Here is a 17,405-nt window from a genome sequence, read left to right as displayed (position 1 = left end):
CGGATGGTGGTCAATCGCGCTCGGCGAGTTCGCGGCTCGCATCGAGATAGCTCATCGCCCCGCGTGAGCCGGGGTCGTAATCGATGATGGTCATGCTGTAACCGGGCGCCTCGGAAACCTTGACGCTGCGCGGAATCACCGTGCGCAACACCTTGCTGCCGAAATACCGGCGCACCTCTTCCGCGACTTGGTCCGCGAGCTTGGTGCGGCCGTCGTACATGGTCAGCACGACGGTGCTCACCTCCAGCTTGGGGTTGAGGTGCGCCTTCACCATCTCGATGTTGCGCATCAGCTGCGAAACGCCCTCGAGGGCGTAGTACTCGCACTGGATCGGAATCATGACCTCGGGCGCGGCGACGAGCGCGTTGATGGTCAGCAGCCCGAGCGAGGGCGGGCAGTCGATGAAGACGCAGTCGAAGTCGAGGCTGTCGAGGTCGGCCAACGCGGTGCGGAGTCGGTTCTCGCGCGCCACCATGCTGACCAATTCGATCTCGGCGCCGGCCAGGTCGATCGTCGCCGGGATGCAGAACAGCCGCTCGTTGTGTGGGCTCTGCCGCAGCGCGTCCTGCACGGCGACCTCGCCGAGCAAGACCTCGTACGACGACGGCGTCCCGGATTGGCGGTCGGTGATGCCGAGCGCCGTGCTGGCGTTGCCCTGCGGGTCGAGGTCGATGACGAGGGTTTTGAGTCCCTGCAGCGCGAGTGCAGCGGCGAGGTTGACGGCCGTTGTCGTCTTCCCGACGCCGCCCTTCTGATTCGCGACCGTGAACACCCGGCGGTGCGACGGCCGGCGCAGCGGCGGGTACGTGGTGTGCAGTACCCGCATCGCGCGCTCGGCGGCCGCCCCGATGGGGGTGTCGAATTCGTCCGCTGTTTCACGTGAAACATTGGGCGGTGCGGAGGCGGCGGGAGGTGCGGGGGCGGCCGGAGGTGCGGACGCATCCGGATTCGCCGGCGCTTGAGCGGTCGTCGCCGCCTGCTGAACGTCTTCCGGCGCCTGCGGAGCCACCGGCCAATCTCCTGAAGAACTCATCGGGTTTCGGCCTTCCCGGTCCGTGCCGGCTTGTGGTGTGGCGGCTTTCCGCGTCGCGCTGAAACTACGGTTGCGGGGGGACGCAAATAGGTCGCGCCACATGTCACCACCCTGACATCAGCGGCGCCCGATGCTGCCATCACACGCCGGTATTGTTCAACTTCGTCGGCGGCCCGCTCCCCCTTGATGGCGAGCATCCGCCCGTCGGGGCGTAGGAGCGGCAGGCTCCACTTGGTCAGTTTGTCCAATGATGCAACCGCTCGCGACACCGCAGCATCCCTCTCCCCGAACCGGTTGCGCACATCCGGTTCCTCCGCACGGCCACGGACCACCTCGACGGCTAACCCTAGTTCGTCCACGACCTCGGTGAGAAATTCGCTGCGCCGCAGCAGCGGCTCGAGCAGCACGACGCCGAGGTCGGGCCGCGCGATCGCCAGCGGGATTCCCGGTAAGCCCGCCCCGCTGCCAATATCGATGATGCGTTCGCCCGGGCCGAGGAGCTCGGCGAGCGCCGCGCTATTCAAGATGTGGCGGTCCCAGATGCGGTCGACCTCCCGCGGTCCGAGCAGGCCGCGTTCCACCCCTGCGGTGGCGAGCAGATCCGCATAGCGTTGCGCCGTCCCGACCCGTTCGCCGAAGATCGCGGCCGCGGAGTCGGGAGCCTGGCCCAACCCGGCGCCCTCCCCCGGCGGGGCCCCCGCGGCGTCCCCGTGGCCGACATGTTTCACGTGAAACATCCTCTTGATGGAGAGGGCACCTGCAACCTCCAGAGGCCGGGCGGGCGACAAGAACTACACCGCTGTAACTCGAAGGGTCAGTCGTGCAGCACGACGACGCGGCGCGCGGGCTCCACACCCTCGCTCTCGCTGTGCACACCCGAGACCGCCGCGACGGCGTCGTGGACGATCTTGCGTTCGAACGGCGTCATCGGCGCGAGCTCTTCGCGTTCCCCGGATTCGAGCACCCGGCGCGCGACTTTGTCGCCCAGCGCCGCCAGTTCCTCCCGGCGCCGCCGGCGCCAGCTCGCGATGTCGAGCATCAGTCGGCTCCGCACACCGGTCTTCTGGTGCACCGCGAGCCGGGTCAGTTCCTGCAACGCGTCGAGCACCTCACCGCCGCGGCCGACCAACTTGTTCAAGTCGTCGCTGCCGTCGATGCTCACGATCGCGCGGCTGCCCTCGACGTCCAGGTCGATGTCGCCGTCGAAGTCCAACAGGTCCAACAACTCCTCGAGGTAGTCGCCGGCTATCTCGCCCTCGGCGACCAACCGCTCCTCGAGATCATCGATTCCCTCCGCACCAGAATCCGCGGCATCCTCGTCGGCCGCCTGCGCGTCGAGCTCCGTGTCGACGTCGCGTTCGGTGGTGTCGGCGTCTGTCATGTCTTCTCTCCCTCATTCCATGGGCCCCAGCCCAATTGGGGTCGCCCTCTCCGGGCGGCCCCGATAGCTATTCCGCCCGGATCAGCGTTTGCGTTTTTTCGGTCGCGCCCCGGGCCGCGGCGTGCGGTTCGTCGGGCCGTCGCTCGTGTCGGCCGCCGGACTGTCGGCCACGGTGGATTCCCCCGCCGTCGAGCCGGACGCCTCGGTGTCGCTGTCGGCCTTCGGCGAACCGTTCCCACCCGGCGAGGCCGCCTTCGGGTTGCGCTTCGGCTTCGCGCCCGGCGCCGGCGCATTGGCCGCCCGGCGCTGGATCGCTTCCTGCTTCTTGGCTTCGTCCTCTTTTTCGATCATTCCGAAGACGTAGTGCTGCTGCCCGAAGGTCCAGATGTTGTTAGCGAACCAGTACAGGATGATCGCGAGCGGAAGGAACGGCCCACCGACCACCACACCGAGCGGGAAGACGTAGAGCGCGAGCTTGTTCATCATCGCCGTCTGCGGGTTGGCCGCCGCCTCCGGGCTCTGCCGCGCCACCGACGCCCGGCTGTTGAAGTAGGTCGCGACGCCGGCCAGGATCATCACCGGCAGGCCCACGGCGATCACGGCGGGCCGGCTGAAGAACGTGAACGCGTCGAGACCGGTCCGCTGGGTCATGAAGGCACCGATGGGTGCCCCGAACAAGTTGGCGTCCAGGAAGTGCCCGACATCGGTCGGGGTGAAGACGTAGTTTCCGGTCAGCCGGTTCTGCGCCACCGACAGGTGGGGCTGGCCGAAGCCGCCGGTGGTCCGGTTGAACGAACGCAGCACGTGATACAGGCCGATGAACACCGGGATCTGCGCCAGCATCGGCAGGCACCCCAGGATCGGGTTGAAGCCGTGCTCGCGCTGCAGCTTCTGCATCTCGAGCGCCATGCGCTGGCGATCCTTGCCGTACTTCTTCTGCAGCGCCTTGATCTGCGGCTGCAGCTCCTGCATCTGGCGCGTCGTACGGATCTGCCGCACGAACGGCTTGTAGAGCAGCGCACGCAGGCTGAAGACCAGGAACATCACCGACAGCGCCCAGGCGAAGAAGTTCGACGGCCCCAGCATGGAGGCGAACAACTTGTACCAAACCCACATGATCCACGACACCGGGTAGTAGACGAAGTCGAGGCTGAAAAGGTCAAAGGACAAAAGATTCACTCTCCCCTCGCGTCGCTCGGACCACCCGAGCGTCGCTGGCGTCTTGGCAATTCCCTTGGCAGCTGGGGCGATCCGGTATCGGATCCCATCCGCCTTCATGCCATGGTCCGCACTTGGCGAGCCTGGCCGCGGCCAACCAGCTCCCCCGAATCAAGCCGTACTCGTTGAGCGCATCGACCGCATACTGACTACAGGTCGGAACGAAGCGACACGTCGCCGGGCGCAGCGGCGACACCATATGCCGGTACAGCTGGATCAGAAAAATCACTCCGCGGGCGGCGGCCCGTCCGGTCGTGCGGGTGAGCGCGCGCACCCGCGCCGGCGCCGTCACGACCGGCTCCCCGCCGCCGGCAGCCGTCGCAGGCAACGGCGCAATTCCTGCTCCAGCCGAGCTGAGGACGCGGTGCGGCTGCCCGGCAGCGCGCGGATCACCAATTGATCGGACCGCCCGAGCTCGCTCAGTAGCGTGCGGGCCACATGCCGCAGCCGGCGCGAGACCCGGTGGCGTTCCACGGCGGATCCGACGCCCTTGCCCACAACCAAACCGACGCGCGGCGCACCGATTTCGTCACCGTCCGCTCCTCGACGCAAGTGCACGACGACATCGGGCTGTGCCATACGAATCCCGTGCTTCACCGTCGCGTCAAAGTCAATTGACCGCGTCATGCGGTTGCGTGCGGGAAGCACCGCCGAAAAACCTGACGTTGCGATCAGGCAGAGAGCGCGCGGCGACCCTTGCGGCGCCGACCGGACACGATCGCGCGTCCGGCACGAGTGCGCATCCGCAGACGGAAACCGTGCACGCGGGCTCGGCGCCGGTTATTCGGCTGGAAGGTCCGCTTGCCCTTGGCCACGACGTTCTCCTCGTTGTGTTGCCATCCGGCCGCTCAGACGTTTCGCAACGGCTCGTCTGCGGTTCGACCGGAGGTGGTCTTGGTGCTGCTGGCCGGCGCGGTCCCCAGGGTGGTTCGGGTCGCAGCCGTATCGCCGACTTTCGGGCGACTGTTTGAGGGTACTGACGAGGCTTCGCCTGGTCAAACCTGGCTTCTCGCAACGAACCCGCGCGGCGGCCGAAGAAAGATTCCGGTTTCGATCACACCCACCGCCGACGTGGCTACCATAACGAGCCGAAGCAAGCCCCACGTACCCTAAACGACCCGATTGGAATGCAGCGGAACTGTTGGCAGCCGAACGGAAAACTGTTAGCTTCTGCGAAGTCGTTTTAGACTAAAACAGCGCTCGACAACGAAGCGAGGATGGTGGATCGACTAGCTGCCTAGACAACCTTTCGAGGTTGTCTTCCAGCGCGGAGATCGCGAGCCGTCGCCGGTAGGTTGTGGCTCGCCTACGATCATCCTGTCCACACCTGTGTATAACTATGTGGACAGTTGTTTTGTCGCCAAGCGTGTGTGACTCGGGTCGGGACGTTCGAGAACCAGGGAGATGCGTCGTTGACCGATGACCCCGGTTCCAGTTTCACGACAGTGTGGAATGCGGTCGTTTCCGAACTCAACGGAGAGACCACCCCGGACGGCTTGGCCGCCAACCGCACGACCCTGGTCACTCCCCTCACCCCCCAGCAACGAGCGTGGCTCAATCTGGTTCGCCCGCTGACCATCGTCGAGGGATTTGCTCTGCTGTCGGTGCCGAGCAGTTTTGTCCAAAACGAGATCGAACGACACCTGCGGGCCCCCATCACCGATGCGCTCAGCCGCCGGCTCGGGCAACAGATCCAGCTGGGCGTGCGGATCGCTCCCCCACCCGACGATGTCGAGGACGCGCTCATCCCGCCGGCGGAACCGTTCCCCGGATCCGACCCGTCGTTCCCCGCCGACGCCGCGGCCGTCGAGACCGAGGAAGCTTTCGAAAACAGCGAGACCGTCAGCGACAACCAGCCGGGCTGGCCCAACTACTTCACCGAGCGGCCGCACGCCATCGATCCGGCCGTCGCTGCCGGGACGAGCCTCAACCGTCGCTACACCTTCGACACTTTTGTCATCGGCGCCTCCAACCGGTTCGCCCACGCCGCCGCCCTGGCGATCGCCGAGGCGCCGGCCCGGGCCTACAACCCGTTGTTCATCTGGGGCGAGTCGGGTCTGGGCAAGACCCACCTGTTGCACGCCGCGGGCAACTACGCGCAACGGCTCTTCCCGGGGATGCGGGTCAAGTACGTCTCCACCGAGGAATTCACCAACGACTTCATCAACTCGCTCCGAGACGACCGCAAGGTCGCCTTCAAGCGCAGCTACCGCGACGTCGATGTGCTGCTGGTCGATGACATTCAGTTCATCGAGGGCAAGGAAGGTATCCAGGAGGAGTTCTTCCACACCTTCAACACCTTGCATAACGCCAACAAGCAGATCGTCATCTCGTCGGACCGCCCGCCCAAACAGCTGGCCACCCTCGAAGACCGGCTCAGGACGCGGTTCGAATGGGGCTTGATCACCGACGTGCAGCCCCCGGAGCTGGAAACCCGCATCGCCATCTTGCGTAAGAAGGCGCAGATGGAGCGGCTGGCCGTCCCCGACGACGTCCTCGAGCTGATCGCCAGCAGCATCGAACGCAACATCCGCGAGCTCGAAGGCGCCCTGATCCGTGTCACGGCGTTCGCCTCGCTGAACAAGACGCCGATCGACAAGTCGCTGGCCGAGATCGTGCTGCGCGACCTGATCGCCGACGCCAGCACCATGCAGATCAGCGCGGCCACCATCATGGCGGCCACCGCCGAATACTTCGACACCACCGTCGAAGAGCTCCGCGGGCCCGGCAAGACCAGGGCGCTGGCCCAGTCGCGCCAGATCGCCATGTATCTGTGCCGCGAACTCACCGATCTCTCACTGCCCAAGATCGGGCAGGCATTCGGCCGCGATCACACCACGGTCATGTATGCGCAGCGCAAGATCTTGTCCGAGATGGCCGAGCGCCGTGAGGTTTTTGATCACGTCAAGGAGCTCACCACGCGCATCCGGCAGCGCTCCAAGCGCTGAATTCGCCGCTCCCCCAGCGCCGCCAGCGCTGACTTTCCCGCCTGCGCTGCGCCTTTTTAGAATTTTTTTCGAGAAACTTCACACACGTCTGTCACATCCGCCACACCCACGGCATGTGCGCAACGGTGTGCACAACGCAATTAAACGCCGGTGTAGTACCACGCCTGGCGTGCACAGCCGTCGTTCGTCCCCATCCGCCCAACACGTCACCCACAGGCGTTCGGCCCGCGATGCACAACCCGATCCCGCCCCTAGCTGCGTCGAGACGATGCTGTCCCCAGAATGCACAGGCCTTAATACTGGTACTGAGATCTCTTCATCGGTTCTTCTTTGAAATACAGGCTTGGGGACGCACGGCGCACACCCGTCGTCGGAGCCTTCGTCAGCTCGGGTTGTCGGGCTTTGCGATTAGCTTTCAAGATGGCCCCGGAGGATCTACGGTTGTTCTTCGACTGCCGTTGCGTTCGGCGTTGGCATTACGTGTCATCGCCGTTCGTGGCGGAGCCCCGTGCTAGCGGGGGGCGGCTAGCCAATGGATTCGAAAACGCTGGGTAGGTGAAGGGACGCTATGGACGCGGCGACGACAACGGCTGGCCTCAGCGACTTGAAATTTCGTTTGGTGCGGGAATCTTTCGCAGACGCGGTGTCGTGGGTGGCGAAGAATCTGCCGTCCCGGCCTGCGGTGCCGGTGCTTTCCGGTGTGCTGCTCTCCGGAACCGATGAGGGCCTGACGATCTCCGGATTCGATTACGAGGTTTCCGCCGAAGCACAGGTGGCAGCCGAAATCGCTTCTCCGGGAAGCGTTTTGGTATCCGGTCGGTTGCTGTCCGACATCGTGCGGGCGCTGCCGAACAAGCCGATCGACTTCTACGTCGACGGAAACCGGGTGGCGCTGCACTGCGGCAACGCCAGGTTCTCGCTGCCGACGATGGCGGTTGAGGATTACCCGACGCTGCCGGCGCTGCCGGAAGAGACCGGGACGCTGCCCGCCGACGTGTTCGCCGAGGCGATCAGCCAGGTGGCCATCGCGGCCGGCCGCGACGACACGTTGCCCATGCTGACCGGAATCAGGGTTGAGATTTCGGGTGACACGGTGGTTTTGGCCGCTACCGACCGGTTCCGCCTCGCGGTTCGCGAGCTGACCTGGTCGGCGGCCTCGCCCGATATCGAGGCCGCGGTTCTGGTCCCGGCCAAGACGCTGGCTGAAGCGGCGCGGACGGGCGCCGACGGCTCCGAGGTCCGGCTGTCATTGGGTGCGGGCTCAGGCGTCGGCAAAGACGGCTTGCTCGGCATCAGTGGGAACGGCAAGCGCAGCACCACCCGTCTGCTCGACGCCGAATTCCCGAAGTTCCGTCAGCTGCTGCCGGCCGAACACACGGCCGTCGCGACCATCAACGTCGCGGAGCTGACCGAGGCGATCAAGCTGGTGGCGCTGGTGGCCGACCGGGGCGCCCAGGTGCGGATGGAATTCAGCGAGGGATCGCTACGGCTGTCCGCCGGCGCCGATGATGTGGGACGGGCCGAGGAGGACTTGGCGGTCGACTTCGTCGGTGAACCGCTGACGATCGCGTTCAACCCGACGTATCTCACCGACGGCCTGGGATCGGTCCACTCCGAGCGGGTGTCGTTCGGTTTCACGACGCCGGGTAAGCCGGCGTTGCTGCGTCCGGCGTTGAACGACGACAGCCACCCGACCGGCACGGGCCCCTACAGCGCCCTGCCGACCGATTACGTCTACCTGCTGATGCCCGTCCGGTTGCCTGGCTAGGTGTACGTCCGGCATTTGGGACTGCGCGACTTCCGGTCCTGGGCACACGCCGACCTCGACCTGCAGCCTGGTCGGACGGTCTTCATCGGATCCAACGGGTTTGGCAAGACGAATCTCCTTGAGGCGCTGTGGTATTCGAGCACCATGGGTTCACATCGGGTGGGTACCGACGCGCCGTTGATCCGCGCGGGTGCCGACCGTGCGGTGGTTTCGACGATCGTGGTCAACGAAGGCAGGGAGTGCGCGGTCGATCTGGAAATCGCGGCCGGCCGGGCGAACAAGGCCCGGCTGAACCGCTCACCGGTGCGCGGCACGCGCGAGGTGATCGGGGTGTTGCGCGCGGTGCTGTTTGCTCCCGAAGATCTGTCCCTGGTCCGGGGTGACCCGTCCGACCGGCGTCGCTACCTCGACGATTTGGCGACGGTGCGCCGGCCGGCGGTCGCCGGGGTCCGCGCCGATTACGACAAAATCGTGCGGCAGCGCACCGCGCTGTTGAAATCCCTGTCCGGTGCGCGGTATCGCGGCGATCAGAGCGCCCTGGACACGTTGGACGTCTGGGACAGCCGGCTGGCCGAATACGGCGCCCAATTGATGGCCGTCCGTATCGATTTGGTGAACCAGTTGGCCCCGGAGGTCGAGAAGGCCTATCAGCTGCTGGCGCCGGGGTCGCGTGCCGCCTCCATCGGCTATCGATCCAGCCTGGGCGCCGAGGCCGCGGCGGACATCGCCGGTGCCGACCGCGAGTTCCTGGAAGCCGCCCTGCTGGCGGCCCTGTCGGCGCGCCGCGATGCCGAGCTGGAACGCGGCATGTGCCTGGTCGGCCCGCATCGCGACGACCTGGAGCTCTGGCTCGGTGACCAGCCCGCGAAAGGCTTTGCCAGCCATGGGGAATCGTGGTCGTTGGCGTTGTCGCTGCGGTTGGCCGCGTACGAATTACTGCGGGCCGAGGAAAGCGATCCGGTGCTGTTGCTTGACGACGTGTTCGCCGAACTGGACGCGGCGCGGCGCCGGGCCCTGGCCGCGGTGGCCGAGTCGGCCGAACAGGTGTTGGTCACCGCGGCGGTGCTCGAGGACATTCCGGTGGGCTGGGAGGCTCGCCAGCTGTACGTCGACTTACGGGACAGCGACTCGGGACGGATATCGGAGATGCGCTCATGACCGATGAGGGCCCGCGTCCCACCGAGCCGTTGAGTGCGCTCAGCGGTATCGATCTGGTGCGGCGCACCCTCGAGGAGGCCCGCGCGGCCGCGCGGGCGCAGGGAAAAGACGCCGGCCGCGGCCGCTCTGTGGCCCCCACCCCGCGGCGGGTGGCGGGCCAGCGGCGCAGCTGGTCGGGGCCGGGCCCGGACGCGCGCGACCCCAACCGCTGGGCAGCCTGGCGCGCGACCTGGCCAAAAAGCGGGGTTGGTCGGCTCAAGTCGCCGAGGGCACCGTGTTGGGCAACTGGGTGACCGTCGTCGGGCATCAGATCGCCGACCATGCGACGCCGACCGCCCTCAACGATGGGGTGTTGAGTGTGGCCGCCGAATCGACGGCGTGGGCCACCCAGTTGCGGATGATTCAGGCGCAGTTACTGGCCAAGATCGCCGCCGCCGTCGGCAACGGCGTGGTGACGTCGTTGAAAATCACCGGCCCGGCAGCGCCGTCGTGGCGCAAGGGGCCGCGTCACATCGCTGGAAGAGGCCCGCGCGACACCTACGGTTAGGGAGGCCCTCGCCCGTCCGCGTCACCTCGGACGGATGTTCATCCACAGGCCCCTGAAATCCGCCAGGACGACGCGGACCCCCTCGACGCACGTCGGGACGCGGCCAGAATAAAGATATCGTGCGCACGGCGCGGTTAGCTGGGTAGAAACGCGGCCAGAAAATCGGTGCGGACGGCCGATCACGCTAGACTGGCGAGATGCGACTGTTGCGGTGACTGGAACCGCCCGCATGAAACCCCAAGGAGAGCATTCCGACCGTGGCTGCCCAGAAGAAGAAGGCGCAAGACGAATACGGCGCTTCAGCGATCACCGTGCTCGAAGGCCTCGAGGCCGTCCGCAAACGCCCCGGTATGTACATCGGGTCCACCGGTGAGCGTGGCCTGCACCACCTCATCTGGGAGGTGGTCGACAACTCGGTCGACGAGGCGATGGCCGGCTACGCCGACAAGGTCGACGTCCGCATCCTCGACGACGGCAGCGTCGAGGTCTCCGACAATGGCCGCGGCATCCCGGTGGCGATGCACGCGACCGGCGCACCCACCGTCGACGTCGTGATGACCCAACTACACGCCGGCGGCAAGTTCGGCGGCGAGAACAGCGGCTACAACGTCAGCGGTGGTCTGCACGGCGTCGGTGTGTCGGTGGTCAACGCGCTCTCCACCCGGCTCGAGGTGGACATCGCCCGCGACGGCCACGAATGGTCGCAGTATTACGACCGCGCCGTGCCCGGCACCCTCAAGCAGGGTGAGGCCACCAAGCGCACCGGCACCACGATCCGATTCTGGGCCGATCCGGAAATCTTCGAGACCACCGAGTACGACTTCGAGACCGTCGCGCGCCGGTTGCAGGAGATGGCGTTCCTCAACAAGGGGTTGACGATCAATCTCACCGACGAGCGGGTCAGCAATGAGGAGGTCGTCGACGAGGTCGTCAGCGACACCGCCGAGGCGCCCAAGACGGCGGAAGAAAAGGCCGCGGAATCGACTGCGCCGCATAAAGTTAAGCACCGCACTTTCCACTATCCCGGCGGGCTCGTCGACTTCGTCAAGCACATCAACCGCACCAAGAGCCCGATCCAGCAGAGCATCATCGACTTCGACGGCAAGGGCCCCGGCCACGAGGTCGAAATCGCGATGCAGTGGAACGGTGGCTACTCGGAATCGGTGCACACCTTCGCCAACACCATCAACACCCACGAGGGCGGCACCCACGAAGAGGGTTTCCGCAGCGCGCTGACGACGGTGGTCAACAAGTACGCCAAAGACAAGAAGCTGCTCAAAGACAAGGACCCGAACCTCACCGGCGACGACATCCGCGAGGGCCTCGCGGCGGTGATCTCGGTCAAGGTCAGCGAACCGCAGTTCGAGGGCCAGACCAAGACCAAACTGGGTAACACCGAAGTCAAGTCGTTCGTGCAGAAGGTCTGCAACGAACAACTCACCCACTGGTTCGAGGCCAACCCCGCCGACGCCAAGGTCGTGGTGAACAAGGCGGTGTCGTCGGCGCAGGCCCGCATCGCCGCCCGCAAGGCGCGAGAGTTGGTGCGCCGCAAGAGTGCCACCGATTTGGGCGGGCTGCCCGGCAAGCTCGCCGACTGCCGCTCCACCGACCCGCGCAAGTCCGAACTGTATGTGGTGGAGGGCGATTCGGCCGGCGGTTCGGCCAAGAGCGGCCGCGACTCGATGTTCCAGGCCATCCTGCCGCTGCGCGGCAAGATCATCAACGTCGAAAAGGCCCGCATCGACCGGGTTTTGAAGAACACCGAAGTCCAGGCGATCATCACCGCGCTAGGCACCGGCATCCACGACGAATTCGACATCACCAAGCTGCGTTACCACAAGATCGTGCTGATGGCCGACGCTGACGTTGACGGCCAGCACATTTCGACCTTGTTGTTGACGCTGCTGTTCCGCTTCATGCGGCCGCTGATCGAGCACGGGCACGTGTTTTTGGCGCAGCCGCCGCTGTACAAGCTGAAGTGGCAGCGCAGCGATCCCGAATTCGCCTACTCCGACCGTGAGCGCGACGGCTTGCTGGAGGCCGGCCAGAAGGCGGGCAAGAAGATCAATAAGGACGACGGGATCCAGCGCTACAAGGGTCTCGGTGAGATGGATGCCAAGGAATTGTGGGAAACCACAATGGATCCCACTGTCCGGGTGCTGCGCCAAGTCACGCTGGACGACGCCGCGGCCGCCGACGAGCTGTTCTCCATCCTGATGGGCGAGGACGTCGACGCGCGCCGCAGCTTTATCACCCGCAATGCCAAGGACGTTCGCTTCCTGGACGTCTGAGCGATCAGACCTTGCCACCGTTGACCAACCAACGAGGAATACATGACTGACACCACGCTGCCACCAGGTGACGACTCCGTCGACCGCATCCAGCCCGTCGACATTCAGCAGGAGATGCAGCGCAGCTACATCGATTACGCGATGAGCGTGATCGTCGGCCGCGCGCTGCCCGAGGTGCGCGACGGCCTCAAGCCGGTGCACCGCCGGGTGCTCTACGCGATGTACGACTCGGGCTTCCGCCCGGATCGCAGCCACGCGAAGTCGGCGCGTTCGGTGGCCGAAACGATGGGTAACTACCACCCCCACGGCGACGCGTCGATCTACGACACCCTGGTGCGCATGGCGCAGCCGTGGTCGCTGCGCTATCCGCTGGTCGACGGGCAGGGCAACTTCGGTTCACCGGGTAACGACCCGCCGGCCGCCATGCGGTACACCGAGGCGCGGCTGACCCCGCTCGCGATGGAGATGCTCCGCGAAATCGACGAGGAGACAGTCGATTTCATCCCCAACTATGACGGTCGTGTGCAGGAACCGACCGTGCTGCCCAGCCGGTTCCCCAACCTGCTGGCCAACGGTTCCGGCGGCATCGCGGTCGGCATGGCGACCAACATTCCGCCGCACAACCTGCGCGAGCTGGCCGAGGCCGTCTACTGGTGCCTGGACAATCACGAGGCCGACGAAGAGGCCACGCTGGCCGCGGTCTGCGAGCGGGTCAAGGGTCCCGACTTCCCCACCCACGGCCTGATCGTCGGGTCGCAGGGCATCCACGACGCCTACACCACCGGCCGCGGGTCCATCCGGATGCGCGGAGTCGTTGAGGTGGAAGAGGATTCACGCGGCCGCACGGCGCTGGTGATCACCGAACTGCCGTACCAGGTGAACCACGACAACTTCATCACCTCGATCGCCGAGCAGGTCCGCGACGGCAAGCTGGCCGGCATCTCCAACATCGAAGACCAGTCCAGCGACCGCGTCGGCCTGCGCATCGTGGTGGAGATCAAGCGCGACGCCGTGGCCAAGGTGGTGCTGAACAACCTCTACAAGCACACCCAGCTGCAGACCAGCTTCGGCGCGAACATGCTCTCGATCGTCGACGGCGTGCCGCGCACGCTGCGCCTCGACCAGATGATCCGCTACTACGTCGCGCACCAACTCGACGTCATCGTGCGGCGCACCACCTACCGGCTGCGCAAGGCCAACGAGCGCGCGCACATCTTGCGCGGTCTGGTCAAGGCGCTCGACGCGCTCGACGAGGTCATCGCCCTGATCCGTGCGTCGGAGACGGTCGAAATCGCGCGGGCCGGCCTGATCGAGTTGCTGGACATCGACGAGATCCAGGCCCAGGCGATCCTGGACATGCAGCTGCGCCGGCTGGCCGCCCTCGAGCGCCAGCGCATCGTCGACGACCTGGCCAAGATCGAGGCCGAGATCGCGGACCTGGAAGACATCCTCGCCAAGCCCGAGCGGCAGCGCGCGATCGTGCACGACGAGCTGTCCGAGATCGTCGACAAGCACGGCGACGAGCGTCGTACCCGGATCATCGCGGCCGACGGTGACGTCGCCGACGAGGACCTGATCGCCCGCGAAGACGTGGTCGTCACCATCACCGAGACCGGCTACGCCAAGCGGACCAAGACCGACCTCTACCGCAGCCAGAAGCGCGGCGGCAAGGGCGTCCAGGGCGCCGGGTTGAAACAGGACGACATCGTGCGGCACTTCTTCGTGTGCTCCACGCACGACTGGATCCTGTTCTTCACCACGCAGGGCCGGGTGTATCGGGCCAAGGCCTACGACCTGCCGGAGGCCTCGCGGACCGCCCGCGGCCAGCACGTCGCGAACCTGCTGGCCTTCCAGCCCGAGGAGCGGATCGCGCAGGTCATCCAGATCAAGAGCTACGAGGACGCGCCCTATCTGGTGCTGGCCACCCGCAACGGCCTGGTCAAGAAAACCAAGCTCACCGATTTCGACTCCAACCGGTCGGGCGGGATCGTCGCGGTCAACCTGCGCGACGGCGACGAGCTGGTCGGTGCGGTGTTGTGCTCCGCCGAGGACGACCTGCTGCTGGTCTCGGCCAACGGCCAGTCCATCCGTTTCTCGGCGACCGACGAAGCGCTGCGGCCGATGGGCCGCGCCACCTCCGGCGTGCAGGGCATGCGGTTCAACGCCGACGACTACCTGTTGTCGCTCAACGTCGTCCGCGAGGGCACCTACCTGCTGGTGGCGACGTCGGGCGGCTACGCCAAGCGCACCGCGATCGAGGAGTATCCGGTGCAGGGCCGCGGCGGCAAGGGCGTCCTGACGGTGATGTACGACCGGCGGCGCGGCAGGCTGGTTGGTGCGTTGATCGTCGATGAGGACAGCGAGCTGTACGCGATCACCTCGGGAGGCGGCGTCATCCGCACCGCGGCGGGCCAGGTTCGCAAGGCCGGCCGGCAGACGAAGGGCGTACGCCTGATGAACCTCGGTGAAGAGAACACGCTGTTGGCCATCGCCCGCAACGCGGAAGAAAACGCGGACGAAGTCGTCGAGGAAAGCGACGGTGCCGCGGAGTCGGACAGCTAGTCGGTGCCGAGCCACTAGACTCGGCCGGATGACGACGCGGGCCGCGGCGCGGCCCGGGGAGGAACCGGGCAATTAGACTCAGCCCGGCCAGACATAATGCGACTGCCACCGCGTTTGCGGCCAGGGTAGGAGACCTAAGGAGTCGGGGTGACCTCACCGAACGAGCCGGGCGCCCCCAAAAAGGGGGACGGCCCCAACGGGGATGGTTCGGTCGAGCGTGCCGGGGTGCGCCGCGCCGCGCCGCCCGCACAGGGTGGCCGCAGCCAAGAGGGTGGCGATGGACCGCCCTGGCAGCGCGGCACCGCCCGGCCCCAGCAGCCGGGATCTCGGCAGGGTGAGCCACCCACCGAGAAGCGGCCGTCGGGTCAGACCGGCGGCGTCGAAGCCCGGCTGAACCGCTTCATCTCCGGCACCGCCGCGCCCGGCGCCCCGTCGCATGCCAAAGAGCCCGAGCCCGCGCGGGGCGAGGCGTCGCCGACGGATGCCTACGCCAGCGAGCTCCCGGATCTGTCCGGCCCGCTGCCGCGCGGCCCGCACCGCAAGCCCACGCCCGAGCGGCCCGCGGAGTCGTCGAGCTCGTCGGGCGCCGGCCGTTCGGCCACCGCCGAAACCCGGGACGGACGGGAGGGTCGCGACAACCGGGTGCAGGTGTCCCGGCGCACGCGGGGCCCGGTGCGCGCGAGCATGCAGATCCGCCGCATCGACCCGTGGAGCACGTTGAAGGTGTCGCTGCTGCTCTCGGTGGCGTTGTTCTTCGTCTGGATGATCGCCGTCGCGTTTCTCTACCTGGTGCTCGGCGGCATGGGCGTGTGGTCGAAGTTGAACAGCAACGTCGGCGACCTGCTGAACAACACCAGCGGCAGCAGCGGCGAACTGGTGTCCAGCGGCACGATTTTCGGCGGCGCCGTCCTGATCGGCTTGGTCAACATCGTGCTGCTGACCGCGATGGCCACCATCGCCGCGTTCGTCTACAACCTGACGACCGACCTGATCGGCGGCGTCGAGGTCACGCTGGCCGACCGCGACTAGCTGTCGTGACCTGACACGTTGTTGTCAGGCAGCGAGTCGGCTGATTGGTGGTCGTCCGCCGAGGGCGGAGTGGCCTCGTCGAGTGTTGTAGCGGCGAAGGAATTGGTCAAGACCGCGTCTGCGCAGGGTGTTGTTGGTCCAGGGCCGGGCGTAGGCCCATTCGTTGAGCAGGGTCCGGTTGAAGCGTTCTGCTTTGCCGTTGGTCCAGGGACAGCCGGGCTTGCTGAATCGGCGTTTGAGCTGCCAGGCCGAACAAACCCAGCCCCAGTCGGTGCCGTGTCGGTAGACCAACGCGTTGTCGGTCAGTAACCGACGCACGCGCACGCCGTGGGCGGCGAACCAGGCCAGTGCCCGGTGGAGAAACCCAGCGCACGTCGGGTCCTTCTCGTCGGAGAGCACTTCGCTGTAGGCCAGCCGGGTGTAGTCATCGATGGCGGTGTGGACGTAGTCGTAGCCGATCTTGGTCTTCTTGTGCCGGTGGGTAACTGAGACCGCGGCGTCGCGGCCGTGCAGCCGCCAGCCACCGCCTGAAGGGATGCGGCCGAGCTTTTTGACGTCGACATGGACCATGGCCCCTGGCGTGGGGTGTTCGTAGCGGTTGGCGCTGCGCGAAGAGCAGCGCACCGCCTCGCCGGTGATCGGGTCGATGGCACTTAGATGCGGCATCTGGTGGCGCGCCAGGATTCGCCCGACCGTCGAGGGATTCAGATCCAGTTCGGCGGCAAGCACCACAGCGCCACGCTTACGGCGTCGGCGGGCGGCGAGCACCTTCTGCTCGACCCGATGGCTGGTGCGGTTGGGCATCTGGATCGGCCGTGACGAACGGTCAGCCAGCGCGGCAATGCCGCCCTGGGCATATCGGCGCAACCACTTGTACACCGTCGCCCGCGAAATCCCCAGTTGCTCAGCCACATGCGCGGCCGGCCACCCGGCGGCGACACGCTCAACAATCAGCCGACGAGCGAACACATTGGTACGGGCGTTAGCGTGAGACACAAGGACCTCCTACGGGTGAATGCCAGACACATCCACTCCGTCAGGAGGTCCTCCCACTTTCAAGCAGGCACGCCGTTAACAACCTCGCGGGTCACGACAACTAGCAGTGGATGCTGCGCTTTTGGGAGTAGGGCCTGCATTGCGGTAATCTCGTCGCTCGGCCGTACGCGAGTACGGGCCTATAGCTCAGGCGGTTAGAGCGCTTCGCTGATAACGAAGAGGTCGGAGGTTCGAGTCCTCCTAGGCCCACAACCATGTGCCCGTCAAGACGTTGCGTAAGGCTCGCACTGCCACTGGGACTCATCGCCGTATTGGCAGCGGTGGCGTGGTCACGACGTGGAGTCGAGGTCTGGCACGTGGCGGTGGATGACCAAGGTCAGCCACTCAGTCACGATGAGGGGCCTTAGCTCAGTTGGTAGAGCACCGCCTTTGCAAGGCGGGTGTCAGGGGTTCGATTCCCCTAGGCTCCACAAG

Annotated in this window: 14 protein-coding genes, 2 tRNA genes and 1 pseudogene; 9 read left to right on the top strand and 8 right to left on the bottom strand. The window is 66.2% G+C overall.

Going from position 1 to position 17,405, the window contains the following annotated elements; all coding sequences use genetic code 11:
- Positions 1-10: 10 nt before the first annotated feature.
- From B9D87_RS19275 to rpmH, 7 genes are all read right to left on the bottom strand, one after another.
- Complete coding sequence (locus B9D87_RS19275; protein WP_238553378.1) at positions 11-1,033, bottom strand: ParA family protein; 1,023 nt, start codon at positions 1,031-1,033, stop codon at positions 11-13.
- Complete coding sequence (gene rsmG / locus B9D87_RS19270) at positions 1,030-1,770, bottom strand: 16S rRNA (guanine(527)-N(7))-methyltransferase RsmG (protein WP_040629636.1); 741 nt, start codon at positions 1,768-1,770, stop codon at positions 1,030-1,032. Before rsmG ends, B9D87_RS19275 begins: the two co-directional genes overlap by 4 nt.
- Positions 1,771-1,847: 77 nt before the next feature.
- The gene (locus B9D87_RS19265; protein WP_007769753.1) at positions 1,848-2,414 is read right to left on the bottom strand and encodes a Jag family protein; all 567 of its coding nucleotides are present in this window, start codon (positions 2,412-2,414) and stop codon (positions 1,848-1,850) included.
- A gap of 81 nt (positions 2,415-2,495) precedes the next feature.
- Positions 2,496-3,530: a membrane protein insertase YidC gene (gene yidC, locus B9D87_RS19260; RefSeq protein ID WP_415623739.1), complete on the bottom strand. Its 1,035-nt coding sequence runs from the start codon at positions 3,528-3,530 to the stop codon at positions 2,496-2,498.
- A 43-nt stretch (positions 3,531-3,573) separates the two neighbouring features.
- Positions 3,574-3,924: a membrane protein insertion efficiency factor YidD gene (gene yidD, locus B9D87_RS19255; protein ID WP_174320874.1), complete on the bottom strand. Its 351-nt coding sequence runs from the start codon at positions 3,922-3,924 to the stop codon at positions 3,574-3,576.
- A complete protein-coding gene (rnpA, locus tag B9D87_RS19250) occupies positions 3,921-4,280 on the bottom strand; it encodes a ribonuclease P protein component (protein WP_080598498.1) in 360 nt (119 codons plus the stop codon). The genes yidD and rnpA overlap by 4 nt, the downstream gene beginning before the upstream one ends.
- A 23-nt stretch (positions 4,281-4,303) precedes the next feature.
- On the bottom strand, positions 4,304-4,447 hold the full coding sequence (rpmH, locus tag B9D87_RS19245) for a 50S ribosomal protein L34 (protein ID WP_003874369.1): 144 nt from the start codon (positions 4,445-4,447) through the stop codon (positions 4,304-4,306).
- Between the two features lie 597 nt (positions 4,448-5,044).
- On the opposite strand from rpmH, the gene dnaA reads away from it, so the two are divergent.
- The 7 genes and pseudogenes from dnaA (at position 5,045) to B9D87_RS19210 (ending at position 15,935) form a co-directional block, all read left to right on the top strand.
- Positions 5,045-6,580, top strand: a complete 1,536-nt coding sequence (gene dnaA, locus B9D87_RS19240; protein WP_007769784.1) for a chromosomal replication initiator protein DnaA — start codon at positions 5,045-5,047, stop codon at positions 6,578-6,580.
- 568 nt (positions 6,581-7,148) lie between these two features.
- Positions 7,149-8,348, top strand: coding sequence for a DNA polymerase III subunit beta (dnaN, locus tag B9D87_RS19235; protein WP_007769785.1), 1,200 nt, complete (start codon positions 7,149-7,151; stop codon positions 8,346-8,348).
- On the top strand, positions 8,349-9,506 hold the full coding sequence (recF, locus tag B9D87_RS19230; protein WP_007769786.1) for a DNA replication/repair protein RecF: 1,158 nt from the start codon (positions 8,349-8,351) through the stop codon (positions 9,504-9,506). It abuts the gene before it with no gap.
- A pseudogene (locus B9D87_RS19225) lies at positions 9,503-10,053 on the top strand (DUF721 family protein). Before recF ends, B9D87_RS19225 begins: the two are co-directional and overlap by 4 nt.
- A gap of 257 nt (positions 10,054-10,310) precedes the next feature.
- Positions 10,311-12,344: a DNA topoisomerase (ATP-hydrolyzing) subunit B gene (gene gyrB, locus B9D87_RS19220; protein ID WP_007769790.1), complete on the top strand. Its 2,034-nt coding sequence runs from the start codon at positions 10,311-10,313 to the stop codon at positions 12,342-12,344.
- A 42-nt stretch (positions 12,345-12,386) separates the two neighbouring features.
- Positions 12,387-14,906: a DNA gyrase subunit A gene (gyrA, locus tag B9D87_RS19215; protein ID WP_007769791.1), complete on the top strand. Its 2,520-nt coding sequence runs from the start codon at positions 12,387-12,389 to the stop codon at positions 14,904-14,906.
- 147 nt (positions 14,907-15,053) lie between these two features.
- The gene (locus B9D87_RS19210; protein ID WP_007769796.1) at positions 15,054-15,935 is read left to right on the top strand and encodes a DUF3566 domain-containing protein; all 882 of its coding nucleotides are present in this window, start codon (positions 15,054-15,056) and stop codon (positions 15,933-15,935) included.
- 24 nt (positions 15,936-15,959) lie between these two features.
- Here B9D87_RS19210 and B9D87_RS19205 read toward each other — a convergent pair whose 3' ends face one another.
- Entirely contained in the window at positions 15,960-16,931 is a 972-nt protein-coding gene (locus tag B9D87_RS19205; protein WP_040631171.1) for an IS481 family transposase, read from the bottom strand.
- A gap of 175 nt (positions 16,932-17,106) precedes the next feature.
- Here B9D87_RS19205 and B9D87_RS19200 point away from each other — a divergent pair.
- Positions 17,107-17,180 (top strand) — tRNA-Ile (locus B9D87_RS19200).
- A gap of 148 nt (positions 17,181-17,328) precedes the next feature.
- Positions 17,329-17,401: transfer RNA gene (locus tag B9D87_RS19195), tRNA-Ala, on the top strand.
- Positions 17,402-17,405 lie beyond the last annotated feature (4 nt).

The sequence above is a fragment of the Mycobacterium colombiense CECT 3035 genome, from assembly GCF_002105755.1.
In the GTDB taxonomy this organism is placed as follows: Bacteria; Actinomycetota; Actinomycetes; order Mycobacteriales; family Mycobacteriaceae; genus Mycobacterium; species Mycobacterium colombiense.
Note: the sequence above shows the minus strand (reverse complement) of the source record. Positions and strands in the feature narration are given on the sequence as shown.

Excerpts from the sequence above, each read along its gene's own strand:
- B9D87_RS19275 (WP_238553378.1), bottom strand. The coding sequence starts at position 1,033 with ATGAGTTCTTCAGGAGATTGGCCGGTGGCTCCGCAGGCGCCGGAAGAC.
- rsmG (WP_040629636.1), bottom strand. The coding sequence starts at position 1,770 with ATGTTTCACGTGAAACATGTCGGCCACGGGGACGCCGCGGGGGCCCCG.
- B9D87_RS19265 (WP_007769753.1), bottom strand. The coding sequence starts at position 2,414 with ATGACAGACGCCGACACCACCGAACGCGACGTCGACACGGAGCTCGAC.
- yidC (WP_415623739.1), bottom strand. The coding sequence starts at position 3,530 with ATGTGGGTTTGGTACAAGTTGTTCGCCTCCATGCTGGGGCCGTCGAAC.
- dnaN (WP_007769785.1), top strand. The coding sequence starts at position 7,149 with ATGGACGCGGCGACGACAACGGCTGGCCTCAGCGACTTGAAATTTCGT.
- gyrA (WP_007769791.1), top strand. The coding sequence starts at position 12,387 with ATGACTGACACCACGCTGCCACCAGGTGACGACTCCGTCGACCGCATC.